The organism is Flavobacterium sp. 9 (assembly GCF_002754195.1).
Lineage (GTDB): Bacteria > Bacteroidota > Bacteroidia > Flavobacteriales > Flavobacteriaceae > Flavobacterium.
On sequence record NZ_PEEU01000001.1, the window covers coordinates 2,607,332 to 2,620,264 of the forward strand.

The 12,933-nt window shown below is 35.4% G+C and carries 10 protein-coding genes; 6 read left to right on the plus strand and 4 right to left on the minus strand.

Annotated elements, in window-relative coordinates; all coding sequences use genetic code 11:
- Positions 1 to 131 precede the first annotated feature (131 nt).
- The 4 genes from CLU81_RS10660 to CLU81_RS10675 all read left to right on the plus strand — a co-directional run bounded on the left by CLU81_RS10660 (position 132) and on the right by CLU81_RS10675 (position 4,137).
- Positions 132 to 1,160 (plus strand): sugar kinase, encoded by a 1,029-nt coding sequence (locus CLU81_RS10660; RefSeq protein ID WP_099712723.1) that lies wholly within the window; start codon positions 132 to 134, stop codon positions 1,158 to 1,160.
- A gap of 9 nt (positions 1,161 to 1,169) precedes the next feature.
- Complete coding sequence (locus CLU81_RS10665; protein WP_056248560.1) at positions 1,170 to 1,817, plus strand: bifunctional 4-hydroxy-2-oxoglutarate aldolase/2-dehydro-3-deoxy-phosphogluconate aldolase; 648 nt, start codon at positions 1,170 to 1,172, stop codon at positions 1,815 to 1,817.
- Positions 1,818 to 1,821: 4 nt separating this feature from the next.
- Entirely contained in the window at positions 1,822 to 2,937 is a 1,116-nt protein-coding gene (locus CLU81_RS10670) for a D-TA family PLP-dependent enzyme (RefSeq protein ID WP_099709779.1), read from the plus strand.
- A gap of 129 nt (positions 2,938 to 3,066) precedes the next feature.
- A complete protein-coding gene (locus tag CLU81_RS10675; protein ID WP_099709780.1) occupies positions 3,067 to 4,137 on the plus strand; it encodes a dipeptidase in 1,071 nt (356 codons plus the stop codon).
- Here CLU81_RS10675 and CLU81_RS10680 read toward each other — a convergent pair.
- Positions 4,134 to 4,913: a DeoR/GlpR family DNA-binding transcription regulator gene (locus tag CLU81_RS10680; protein ID WP_099709781.1), complete on the minus strand. Its 780-nt coding sequence runs from the start codon at positions 4,911 to 4,913 to the stop codon at positions 4,134 to 4,136. The genes CLU81_RS10675 and CLU81_RS10680 overlap by 4 nt on opposite strands.
- A 188-nt stretch (positions 4,914 to 5,101) precedes the next feature.
- On the opposite strand from CLU81_RS10680, the gene CLU81_RS10685 reads away from it, so the two are divergent.
- Positions 5,102 to 7,405, plus strand: a complete 2,304-nt coding sequence (locus CLU81_RS10685) for a family 20 glycosylhydrolase (protein ID WP_099709782.1) — start codon at positions 5,102 to 5,104, stop codon at positions 7,403 to 7,405.
- A 64-nt stretch (positions 7,406 to 7,469) separates the two neighbouring features.
- On the opposite strand, the gene CLU81_RS10690 is transcribed toward CLU81_RS10685, so the two are convergent.
- The 3 genes from CLU81_RS10690 to CLU81_RS10700 all read right to left on the minus strand — a co-directional run bounded on the left by CLU81_RS10690 (position 7,470) and on the right by CLU81_RS10700 (position 10,971).
- Positions 7,470 to 8,216, minus strand: coding sequence for a succinate dehydrogenase/fumarate reductase iron-sulfur subunit (locus CLU81_RS10690; RefSeq protein WP_083692564.1), 747 nt, complete (start codon positions 8,214 to 8,216; stop codon positions 7,470 to 7,472).
- Positions 8,217 to 8,293: 77 nt separating this feature from the next.
- A complete protein-coding gene (locus tag CLU81_RS10695; protein ID WP_099709783.1) occupies positions 8,294 to 10,294 on the minus strand; it encodes a fumarate reductase/succinate dehydrogenase flavoprotein subunit in 2,001 nt (666 codons plus the stop codon).
- An 11-nt stretch (positions 10,295 to 10,305) separates the two neighbouring features.
- Entirely contained in the window at positions 10,306 to 10,971 is a 666-nt protein-coding gene (locus CLU81_RS10700; protein WP_099709784.1) for a succinate dehydrogenase cytochrome b subunit, read from the minus strand.
- A gap of 321 nt (positions 10,972 to 11,292) precedes the next feature.
- Between CLU81_RS10700 and CLU81_RS10705 the strand changes: the two genes are divergently transcribed.
- On the plus strand, positions 11,293 to 12,654 hold the full coding sequence (locus CLU81_RS10705) for a hydroxymethylglutaryl-CoA synthase family protein (RefSeq protein ID WP_099709785.1): 1,362 nt from the start codon (positions 11,293 to 11,295) through the stop codon (positions 12,652 to 12,654).
- Positions 12,655 to 12,933 lie beyond the last annotated feature (279 nt).

Genomic DNA, 12,933 nt, shown 5'->3' on the forward strand with positions numbered 1-12,933 from the left:
ATGTGCATTAATGCAAGTGAAATGCCTTTTTTCAACACTTTCAAAAACTATGTTTCTATGTGTTTAAAGAATTAACCGCTACGTTTATAAATCTTTTTAATCATAATAATCCGTGGCAAAAAAACAAAAATATGAATACAACACCACAAACTAGAATTGCAACTTTTGGAGAATTATTACTTCGGATGAATGTTGCTGATGGAAACCGATTTACGCAGGCCAATGAAATAAAAATTCATGTTGGCGGTGCCGAAGCAAATGTTTGTGTTTTACTTTCTCAACTCGGGATTCAAACCGATTATATTACCCGATTACCCGAAAATGATTTGGCTCAACTCGCCTTAAACGAACTTCAGAAATACAAAGTAAATACCTCAAAATGTGTTTATGGCGGAGAACGTTTGGGATTGTATTTTGTCGAAGCCGGAAATCAAATCAGGCAATCACAAGTTATTTATGACCGAAGCAATTCTTCATTTGGAACCATTCAAAAAGATCAAATCAATTGGGATTTGGCTTTAGCCGATGTTACACACTTTCATTGGTCAGGAATAAGTCCGGGAGTTTCAAACGAAGCAGGTTTAGCTTGTAAAGAAGCAATTCTTGTGGCACATAAAAAAGGTTTACCCATTTCGTCTGATTTTAATTACCGATCCAAATTGTGGCAATACGGAAAACAACCTTCTGAAATTATGCCTGATTTGCTTCAATACAGTACAATTACGGTTGCAGATTTAGATGCGATTGAAATTTATTTCGGAATCAAAACCGATAAAAATGAATCAGATGAAAATCGTTTTCAGAAAACATTCGAATTATTAAAAGTAAAAATGCCATTTCTAAAAACATTAGCGATGAGTTTTAGAAAATCAGATGGACCGGCGCATTTATACAAAGGTTTACTAATTCATAATGATAATTTTTATCAAACCCAAGAACACAAAATACACGTTGTAACAGATCAAATTGGTTCCGGAGATGCTTTCAACGCAGGATTATTATACGGATTATCGAATAAATTTTCAGGACAGGAATGTATCGAATGGGCAACAGCTTGTGGCGTAATCAAACAAAGTATTCACGGAGATTTTGCCATCACAAATGAAAACGAAATAAGTCATTTCATCAAAAATGGCTCAAGTAATAGAATTAATAGATAAAATAAGAAAATGTACAGCATATTAAAAACGCAAGGTGTACTTCCGTTAGTAACCCAAATCAACATTGAAACAGCCCAAATAGTATTGCAATCAGCGGCTGATGCTGGCATTAAAATTATCGAGTTTGCTGCTCGTGCAGATGATGCTAAAGAAGTTTTTAGCCAAATGATAGCCTTTAAAAAAGCAAATAATTTAGATGTAAAAATCGCCGTTGGATCTATTTTAAGTGTAGATGATGCCGAAACATTTCATCTTCTTGGAGCAGATTGTATTGTTTGCCCGCATACAGATCTGGAAATTGGAAATTATTGCTTCAAAAATAATATCTATTGGATTCCCGGAGCCGCGACTTTAAACGAAATACTTCAGGCAAATAAATTAGGAGCCGAAATTGTAAAGCTTTTTCCAGCTGATAAAATTGGTGGTCCGGGATATGTAAAAGCAATTAGAGCGCCATTCCCAAATTTAAAAATAATGCCAACCGGAGGCGTAACGCTCGAAGAAAGCAATTTAAAATCATGGTTCAAATCCGGAGTAGTTTGCGTGGGAATTGGTTCTAATTTATTTTCGAAAGAAATGCTTTTGAATTTAAATTATGAGCAATCTCTAAAGGCATTCCAAAATTTAATTGAAGTTGTAGAAAAAACCAGAAACTAAAGTTATGCAAAACAATTGGTGGAAAATTAATTCCGAACTCCGCATTGATACGCCATTTTTAGCCGTTTACGAAGATCGTATTCAGGCAAATATTGAGCGTTTGATTGAAGCAGTAAAAGGCGAAACTCAAAAATTAAGACCACACATCAAGACGCATAAAATAGGTGAAATTCTGGATTTGTTTAAAACCTACAACATCAATAAAATAAAATGCGCAACAATTGCCGAAGCTGAATTGGCTGCGATACATGAAATTCCAGACGTACTTCTCGCCTATCAACCTGTTGGTGCTAAAAAAGACAGATGGATTTCATTGATTCAGAAATATCCAAATGTTGCTTTTTCGACTATTGTTGACAATTTAAATTCGGCGAAAGCCTTAAATGAAAGTGCGGCAAAAAACAATTTAAAACTTACAGTTTATCTGGATTTAAATACCGGAATGAACAGAACAGGAATTTCGGTTTCTAAAAACTGGAAAGCTTTAATTGATGAAATTGTTTTGTTGAAAAACATTCATTTTGCAGGAATTCATATTTATGACGGTCATTTAAAAGGAGATTTAGAACATCGATTTGATACCGCTTCCAATTTATTTTTTAGCATAAACGAAGAAATTCAGGCGATTAATAAAAAACTGGGATACGAATTAAAAATTGTCGCGGGCGGATCAAATACATTTCCGTTTTACGCAACTCAAAAAAACGTAGAATGTAGTCCCGGAACTTTTGTTTTTTGGGATTCGAATTACCAAATTCATTTACCGGAACAACATTTTGAACCTGCTTTGGTTATCGTTGGAACCATAATTTCAAAACCAACAAGCTCTACTTTTTGTATTGACATTGGATACAAAGCCGTAGCTTCTGAAAACCCAATTGATAAAAGATTAATCATTTTAAATGATGAAAACCTAATCCCAACAGCACATTCAGAAGAACATTTAATTATAGAAAACAGAGGAAAAAACGAGTATGCTATTGGCGATACCATTTATGCACAACCTTATCATGTTTGCCCAACTTGTGCTCTTTACGATTCAGTTCAGGTCGTGAATTCGGCACATGAAATTTGCGATCAATGGCTGGTTGTTGCCCGCAGCAGAAAAATTAATATCTAGCAGCAGAAAAAGTAGAATAAAGAAAAAAGAATAGAAAATAGAGCGAAGAAGAAAGAGAATAGACCTCATAATAACACTTGTCTGGAAAACCTCTGAGCCTTTGGACCTTTGTGCCTTAAAAAAAATAATATGTTTATAATAGACGCCCATTTAGACCTGAGCATGAATGCGATGGAATGGAATCGAGATTTAAGAAATGACGTACCAACTTTGCGTCATCTCGAAAAAGGAATGACGGACAAACCAGATCGCGAACGCGCAACGGTTTCGTTCCCTGATTTACGACGTGGCAATATTGGTATTGTTGTCGCCACTCAAATTGCAAGATTCGTAAAACCGGACAGTATTATTCCGGGTTGGAATTCTCCTGAACAAGCCTGGGCACAAACTCAAGGGCAGCTTGCGTGGTACAAAGCCATGGAAGAAGCCGGAGAAATCACAGCAATTACCGATAAAAAATCATTACTAAAACAAATTGATTTATGGAATGACGGAACACCAAACGATAAAAAACCCATTGGTTATATTTTGAGTTTGGAAGGCGCAGATTCTATTATTGATGTTTCGTATTTAGAAAAAGCATACAATTACGGATTGCGTGCCATTGGTCCTGCACATTACGGACCCGGACGTTACGCAAACGGAACCGACGCAACCGGAAAAATGAACCAAAACGGTCTTGATTTATTAAAAGAAATGGAACGTTTGAATATTATTCTCGATGCAACCCATTTATGCGATGATGCTTTTTGGCAAGCTTTAGACCATTATCACGGGCCAGTTTGGGCAAGTCATAACAATTGCAGAAGTCTAGTTAATCACAATCGTCAATATAGCGATGAAATGATTCAAGCTTTAATTTCTCGTGGCGCCGTAATTGGCGGTGCTTTAGATGCGTGGATGTTAGTTCCGGATTGGGAAAGAGGAGTTTCAACACCAAAAGGTACTAATTGCAATCTCGAAACGGTTTTCAAACACATGGATCACATTTGTCAATTGGCCGGAAATGCCAATCACATTGGCGTAGGTTCTGATTTGGATGGCGCTTTTGGTACAGAACAAGGTCCGTATGATTTAGACACCATTGCCGATTTACAAAAATTGGTTCTGATCTTTAAAAACAACGGCTATTCTGATGAAGATTTAGATAAAATCTTTCACCAAAACTGGATCAATTTCTTAATGAAAAATTGGGATTAAATAAAGACTAAACTTGGAACTGCCTTCTTATACGACTGTAATTTTTCGTCGGTTGGATCAACTTCTGTAACCACATAATCAACCTCGGATAAGTTGGCAATTTTCATTTTTAAAACTGTGTCTAGTTTTTCAGAAATAGTTAAAATCGCTGTTTTTTCAGAAGCCTGAATCATAGCTTTTTTTACCTGAACAGTTTCCCAATCAGAGTCTGAGAAACCACCTTCGATATCCAAAGCATTTGTTCCTAATATTAATAAATCGACTTTAATATTAGCCAATTGATTGTAGACATCGCCACTCACACACATTTGGCTGTAAGATGAAATGCTTCCGCCAATCATGATAATTTTAACATTAGGTTTATCCAGAAGTTCAACTGCTGACAAAACCGTAACCGTAAAAATAGTTAGATTCATATCGTCAGGAATCAATCGGATGAATTCACGAATTGTAGTTCCTCCGCCAATTAATAAAACCATTCCGTCGCGAAGTAAACCTAAAGTTTTTTGCGCAATAATTTGTTTAGATTCGCCTGCATAAGTCTGATTATTAGTCGAAGAATGGTGATATGCTTTTGTCATCGCACCACCTTTTACCTTAATCAATAAAGATTCTGATTCAAGTTCGTTAATATCACGTCTCACCGTATCTTCTGAAACAAATAATTTAGCCGAAAGCGTTTCAAAACTTACACGAGTATGCAAGTTAATCTCTTTTAAAATAAGACTTTTACGTTCTTCCTTGGTATAATTAACTACTTCATTATCATTATTCATGCGAATTCTTTTTAAGTAAAGCAAATGTAAACAATAAATGCAATATTATTGCGAAACAAATTATAACACAATGTAATAAAAAAGTTAATTCACCTATTTTAAAGACATCTATGCCTAAATAAGTTTTGCAAAAAAAATGCAAATCCATTACAAACCTTAAATTTGTTTAACAAACCAAGAAAGCAACCATGCAAAAAAGTATATTTCTCTTATTGATCTTTTGGTATTCTTTTGGAAGCGCTCAAACTTCCTTCACTAATAATTCGATTATTCCTGCTCCAAATTCATATAAAGCAACCGGAGACAGTATTCGTTTAAACGGACAAATTAAAGTTATTTTCGAAAAGAATAAATTTAGTGCGAAAGAACAAAAAACAGCAAACATTTTTGAAGCTGCTATTAACAAAAATGTATCTTCAAAAAAGGGTTCGGTCGAAGTTTTATTCATTACTAAAAATCCATCTGCTTCCTTAAAAAAAGAAGCGTATAAAATCAATATTACCTCAAAAAAAATAACCGTTACCGGAAGTGAAGAAGGATTATTTTATGGAGTTCAGAGTTTATTGCAAATGCTTCCGAACAAAATTACGAATCAAGAGGTAAAATTACCTTGCGTTACTATCGAAGATGAGCCTAGATACAACTACCGCGGGCTTCACCTCGATGTTTGCCGTCATTTTTTCTCTGTTGATGTTATAAAAGATTTTATTGCACAAATGTCCAGTTATAAATTAAATAATTTCCATTGGCATTTAACGGACGATCAAGGATGGAGAATTGAGATAAAAAAGTATCCAAAACTAACTGAAGTAGGTTCGAAAAGAGCACAGACTTTAGTGGGAAATAAATTCGAAAGATTCCCGTATTTTTTTGACGGAAATCCATACGGAGGATTTTACACTCAGGAAGAAATTAAAGACGTTGTTAAATTTGCCGAAGAACATTATGTGAATATTATTCCGGAAATTGAAATGCCCGGTCATGCAACTGCAGCAGTTACTGCTTATCCAAATTTATCTTGTTTTCCAGATCGTCAATATAAAGTTATAGAATCATGGGGCGTTTTTGAAGATATTTTCTGTGCCGGAAAAGAGGAGACTTTTACTTTTTTAGAAGATGTTCTGACGGAAGTTATGGCTTTGTTCCCGAGTACTTATATTCATATTGGTGGAGACGAATGTCCAAAAGCAAGATGGAAAGAATGTCCGAATTGCCAAAAGCGAATCAAAGAATTAGGTTTGAAAAACGAACATGAATTACAAAGTTATCTCACAACCCGAATCGAGAAATTCCTGAATGCAAACGGAAGACAAATTTTAGGCTGGGACGAAATGCTCGAAGGTGGGCTTGCGCCAAATGCGGCTGTAATGTCATGGCGAGGCGAAGCTGGAGGAATCAGCGCCGCAAGACAAAAACACAATGTAATCATGAATCCGGAGCAAGTTTTGTATCTGGATTATAATCAAGGATATTCACCGCAAGAACCTTTAACAATTGGGAGATTAACAACAGTTGAAAAAATCTACAATTACAACCCAACTCCCGTTGATAGTTTGACCGTCGACCAACAAAAATATATTATAGGTGTACAATCTAATCTTTGGTCTGAATATTTAACAAGTCCTGCGAAATTAAATTACATGATTTATCCTCGTGTATTTGCTTTAGCAGAAATTGCCTGGACAGAACCTCAAAATAAAAATTACAATCAGTTTATTTTGAATCAAATTCCGCATCATTTAGAAAAACTAGAAGCACAAAAAAGATTGTATAAAGTTCCGAGTCCTTTTGGTTCTAATGAAACAGCATTGATCACATCAAAATATATTTTGGATTTAAAACCAACGATCAAAAGCGGACAAATCTTCTACACAATTGATGGATACAATCCAGATGAAACAGCTGAACTTTACACAAAACCGGTAACGATAAATATCCCAAAAGGAGAATTCAGAATTATAAAAACGGTTCAGATTAGTCCAAGCGGAAGAAGAAGTTCGATCAATAAAATATTGGTTAGAAATCCGGAATTAAAATCGGCTTTAGCTATAAAACCAACTAAGAAAGGTTTAAAATTCGATTATTATACCGGAACATTATTCCAGCAAGTTCAGGATTTAGATTTAGCAAAACCTGTTAATTCAGGCATTTTTGAAGGCGCCATCAGCAGCGAAAAATGGAAAACGAAAACAGAGCGTTATATCGGCTTAAAATTCGACGGATACATCTTTATTCCAGAAACGGCAAATTATACAATTTCGACGCTTTCAGATGACGGCTCGAAGCTTTTTATCGATAATGAATTAGTTGTAAATAACGATGGAATTCATTGGCTCAACGAAGCCTATGGCGCTGTAAAACTCGAAAAAGGTTTCCATAAAATCAACATTGGTTATTTTGACCAGATTGGCGGAACTACTTTAACGTGTTTCATTCAGCAAGAAGGAAAAGAAAAACAAGAAATAAGCGCTTCGCAATTGTATTACGAATAAAGCATAAAAAAAGGATCAGCTACAACTGATCCTTTTTTTTATTTAAAACTAAAAGTAATTTAGATTATCCTTTCAAACTTGCAGATAAATACTCACGGTTCATACGTGCGATATTTTCAAGTGAAATCCCTTTTGGACATTCGATTTCACAAGCTCCTGTATTTGTACAGTTACCAAAACCTTCTAAATCCATTTGGTGTACCATGTTTAAAACACGATCAACAGCTTCAACCTTACCTTGAGGTAATAATGCATATTGAGATACTTTTGCTCCAACGAATAACATTGCTGATCCGTTTTTACAAGTTGCAACACAAGCTCCACAACCAATACAAGCTGCAGCATCAAATGATTTATCTGCATCATGTTTGTTAATCGGAATTGTATTTGCATCAATTGTATTTCCTGAAGTATTTACAGAGATAAATCCTCCTGCATGTTGAATTCTGTCAAAAGAACTTCTGTCAACAACTAAATCTTTAATTACAGGGAAAGCTTTTGCTCTAAATGGCTCGATAAAAATCGTGTCACCATCTTTAAACATACGCATGTGCAACTGGCAAGTAGTAACTCCTCTGTCTGGTCCGTGTGCTTCTCCGTTGATGAATAATGAACACATTCCGCAAATTCCTTCACGACAATCGTGATCAAATGCTACTGGCTCTTCTCCTTTGTTGATTAATTGTTCGTTAAGAACATCAAGCATTTCAAGGAAAGACATATCTGGTTCGATTCCGTCGATTGGGTAATCAACAATTCCCCCTTTATCTTGGGCGTTTTTCTGACGCCATATTTTTAATGTAAGTTTCATACTGTTTTAGTTTGAAGGTCATAAAGCCGAAAGTCGAAAGCCATTAGACTTTAAGACTTTAGTCTTTTGACTAATTGCTATTTGTAGCTTCTTTGTACTAATTTAATGTTTTCGTAAACCAGAGGTTCTTTGTGTAATACTGCATCACTTGGTTTTCCTTTGTATTCCCAAGCTGCAACATATGCAAAGTTTTCGTCATCACGAAGTGCTTCTCCTTCTTCTGTTTGGTACTCTTCACGGAAGTGACCTCCACAAGACTCATTACGGTGTAATGCATCTTTCGCGAACAATTCTCCTAACTCTAAGAAATCGGCAACACGTGTCGCTTTCTCTAATTCCTGATTAAATTCGTTAGCGCTTCCAGGAACTTTTACATCTTTATAAAACTCCTCACGTAAAGCAGCAATTTCTACGATAGCTTCAGACAAACCTTTAGCATTACGAGCCATACCTACTTTATCCCACATGATTTTTCCTAATTTCTTATGGAAATAATCTACAGAATGAGTTCCTTTATTATTGATAAATCTATCGATTTGATCTTTTACTTCTTTTTCTGCTGCTACGAATTCTGGTAAATCTGTAGAAATTTCTCCCATTTTAATATCCGGAGCTAAATAATCTCCAATAGTATAAGGTAATACGAAATATCCATCAGCTAAACCTTGCATCAAAGCAGAAGCTCCAAGTCTGTTTGCTCCGTGATCAGAGAAGTTAGATTCTCCAATTGAGAAACATCCAGGGATTGTAGTCATTAAGTTATAATCAACCCAAGTTCCACCCATTGTGTAGTGAACCGCTGGGTAAATCATCATTGGTGTTGTATAAGGATCTTCGTCAACGATTTTGTAATACATTTGGAATAAGTTTCCGTATTTACTTTTCACGATTTCAGCTCCTAATTTAGTTACCAAAGCCGCATCGTTAGCATCTAAACCTTTAACGAAAGCTTCTTCAGTTCCGTAACGTTTGATTGCTGCTGCGAAATCTAAGTAAACTGCTTCTCCAGTTTTGTTAACACCAAAACCAGCATCACATCTTTCTTTTGCAGCACGAGACGCAACGTCACGAGGTACTAAGTTACCAAAAGCAGGATATCTTCTTTCTAAGAAATAATCTCTTTCTGCTTCAGATAAATCTGTTGCTTTTTTCTTTCCTTCACGAATTGCTTTTGCATCTTCTTGTTTTGCAGGAACCCAAATACGACCGTCATTACGTAACGATTCAGACATCAAAGTCAGTTTTGACTGGTGATCTCCTGAAACGGGAATACAAGTTGGGTGAATTTGTGTGTAGCAAGGATTTGCGAAAAACGCTCCTTTTTTATGTATTTTCCAAGCTGCTGTTGCGTTACTTCCCATAGCATTTGTTGACAAGAAAAATACGTTTCCGTATCCTCCAGAACCAACTACTACCGCGTGAGCAGAATGTCTTTCTATTTCTCCAGTAATTAAGTTACGAGCGATAATACCTCTCGCTTTTCCGTTCACGATAACAATGTCAAGCATTTCGTGACGGTTGTACATTTTTACTTTTCCACGACCAATCTGACGGTTCATTGCAGAATAAGCTCCTAACAATAATTGTTGTCCAGTTTGTCCTTGTGCGTAAAAAGTACGAGAAACCAAAGTTCCTCCAAAAGAACGGTTATCTAATAATCCACCATATTCACGAGCCAATGGAACTCCTTGAGCCACACATTGGTCAATAATATTAGCAGAAACTTCAGCCAAACGGTGAACGTTTGCCTCACGTGCACGGTAATCTCCTCCTTTTACAGTATCATAAAATAATCTGTAAACTGAGTCACCGTCACCTTTATAATTTTTTGCTGCATTGATACCACCTTGTGCTGCAATAGAGTGCGCACGACGAGGTGAATCCTGAAAACAAAATGCTTTTACGTTATATCCCTGCTCAGCCAAAGTAGCCGCAGCTGAACCTCCAGCCAAACCTGTACCAACAATGATAATATCTAAATTACGTTTGTTAGCCGGATTTACTAAATTAATATGATCTTTATAATCTGTCCATTTGTCCGATATTGGGCCATGTGGAATTTTTGAATCTAATGCCATTATAATTTATATTAATTATTGAAATGATGAAATAATGCGATTATGATGAAAAGTGCTGGTACTACAACCGCAAAAGCATAACCGATTTTGTTTAAAAAACGAGAATATTTATTGTTCATTCCCACAGATTGCAGAGAAGAACCGAATCCGTGCCAAAGGTGAAAACCTAACAACACAAAAGCCACACAATATAATCCTGTACGGATTGGATCGTGAAATTTATGCACTAACTCTCCATAATACCTAGTTGCATCTGGCGCAGTACCTACTATATATTTATAGGTAACTTCAGGAAACCAAAAATCATAGAAATGCAATCCTAAGAAAGCTAAAATAACCAATCCAGAAATAATCATATTTCTTGAACTCCAAGAAGCATTAGCCGCTCCATTGTATTTTGCATAAGCAATTGGTCTTGCAGCGCTATTTTGTGCAGTCAAAACAAATCCCATAACGAAATGGAAAATTACTCCGATTGCCAAAACTGGTTGCATTACATACTGAATTAGCGGATTGTATCCCATAAAGTGAGAAGCTTCGTTAAAAACATTTTCACTAATAATAGAAATGAAATTTAAGGAAACATGCAGCGCTAAAAACGTGATTAAGAATATTCCCGAAAGAGCCATAGCCACTTTCTTTAAGATGGAAGCATTCAATAGTGCAGATTGTGCCATAAGTGTTTAAGTAGTTTGTTTTAAAAAATTACACAAAAATAAAGCAATTAGACATGAACTACAACCATTTCGTTGTTATTTATAATGATTTTAAAGAGCTTTATTCAATTTTATTGCAAATTATTTAAAAACAATAAAATAGAAATCTTTCGCATGTCATTTTAACGAAATCCTGTTTTTTATATAATTACCAAATTGCTACTTTTCTCCCCGTTTTGACTTATTTTCCTCAAAAATAAAGTCATCCTGAATTTTATTGAACCAAAACAAGTGAATTTTAACAGCATAATTTTACCTTTATCGGCTTCAAAAAAAATCAGAATGAAAACAGGAATCGACGCTATATCTTTTGATGTTGCCAACATACATTTACCCATAAAAACTTTGGCTGTTGCCAGAAATATTGAACCCGAAAAATTAGAGAAAGGTCTTGGATTAATAAAAATGACTTTGCCTGACGTTCATCAGGATGCAGTTGTTTTTGGAGCTAATGCTTTAACCAAACTTATTCTTGAAAACGAAATAAACCTAAACGAAATCAGCCGGATTTATGTTGGTACCGAAAGCGGAATCGACAGTTCTAAACCTATTAGTTCTTTCTTAATTAGTTTAATGGAGCAAAAATTTGGCGAAGATGTTTTGGCCGAATGTGATGTTGTTGATTTTACTTTTGCTTGTATTGGTGGAGTTGACGCTTTGCAAAACTGTATTGATTTTGTAAAATTGAATCCAACGAAAAAAGCAATTGTCGTTACAACGGATTTTGCAAAATATGATTTAAACTCAACTGGAGAATATACTCAAGGTGCGGGAGCTCTTGCAATGCTTGTGACTTCGAATCCTAGAATTATTGCTTTTGATGAAAATTGGGCAACATCTACAAAAGGTGTTTTTGATTTTTTCAAACCCTACAGAACTATCTCTAAAGAAGCGATTACTCAAAACGAAAACAACGATCCTTGGTTTGATAATTTAGAAGCCGAAATCGAGATCCACAAAGATCAACCAGTTTTTGACGGACAATATTCGAATCAATGTTATATGGATCGTACGCGAAATGCATACTTTTCGTTTAAGAAATTAAAAAATACGACCGAAACTTTATACAATACCTGGAATAGCATTATCATGCATCTTCCCTATTCTTTTCAAGGGCGCAGAATGTTGTCTGAGATTTATGCTTTAGATCACGCTGATAAAATCATTTCAGAAAATATCGAACCAGCAGATTACCAAAACAAAATCAAAGAAGTTGGAAAATCTGATGAATACAAAAAGTTTGTAACTGAGAAATTACAACCCGCAGAATTGGCTTCTTCTTTAATAGGAAACCTTTATACAGGATCTATTTTCATGGGATTATTATCGACTTTGGCTCATTATTACGATACAAAGCAAGAAGTTGCCGGAACTAAATTTGGATTCTTGGCTTACGGAAGCGGATCGAAATCAAAAGTATTTGAAGGAACAATTCAACCGGAATGGCAATCGGCTTTAGCCAAAACCAAACTTTTTGAAAACTTAGAAGAAAGCACAGAAATTGGTTTTGAAACTTACGAAAGCCTTCACAAAAAAGAACAAAAACAAAGTATAAGAACTCCTAAAAACGAATGGATTTTAGATAGAATCGAAAAAGAAATTCCTAATTTAATTGGAGCGAGATATTATAAATGGATAGACTAAAAGTTAAATTTCATTTTTTTAAATTCCAATATAAACAAAACCGAAGCAAATTGCCTCGGTTTTTTATTTTTATAACATACAGTTTGTCATTGCGAGGAACGAAGCAACCACACTAATAAGAGTAACCAATGTTATGTAGCACATGAGATTGCTTCGTTCCTCGCAAAGACTGGCGACATTCTGTACGGAGCTTCTCACGAAGATTTCTCCTCCGTCGAAATGACAAGATTGCGTTAACAAAATCTTTGTCAAAGTTTTAAACTTTGACAAAGATCATTC

Coding starts and splice junctions, on each gene's coding strand:
- CLU81_RS10660 (WP_099712723.1), top strand. CDS start 132: ATGAATACAACACCACAAACTAGAATTGCAACTTTTGGAGAATTATTA.
- CLU81_RS10665 (WP_056248560.1), top strand. CDS start 1,170: ATGTACAGCATATTAAAAACGCAAGGTGTACTTCCGTTAGTAACCCAA.
- CLU81_RS10670 (WP_099709779.1), top strand. CDS start 1,822: ATGCAAAACAATTGGTGGAAAATTAATTCCGAACTCCGCATTGATACG.
- CLU81_RS10675 (WP_099709780.1), top strand. CDS start 3,067: ATGTTTATAATAGACGCCCATTTAGACCTGAGCATGAATGCGATGGAA.
- CLU81_RS10680 (WP_099709781.1), bottom strand. CDS start 4,913: ATGAATAATGATAATGAAGTAGTTAATTATACCAAGGAAGAACGTAAA.
- CLU81_RS10685 (WP_099709782.1), top strand. CDS start 5,102: ATGCAAAAAAGTATATTTCTCTTATTGATCTTTTGGTATTCTTTTGGA.
- CLU81_RS10690 (WP_083692564.1), bottom strand. CDS start 8,216: ATGAAACTTACATTAAAAATATGGCGTCAGAAAAACGCCCAAGATAAA.
- CLU81_RS10695 (WP_099709783.1), bottom strand. CDS start 10,294: ATGGCATTAGATTCAAAAATTCCACATGGCCCAATATCGGACAAATGG.
- CLU81_RS10700 (WP_099709784.1), bottom strand. CDS start 10,971: ATGGCACAATCTGCACTATTGAATGCTTCCATCTTAAAGAAAGTGGCT.
- CLU81_RS10705 (WP_099709785.1), top strand. CDS start 11,293: ATGAAAACAGGAATCGACGCTATATCTTTTGATGTTGCCAACATACAT.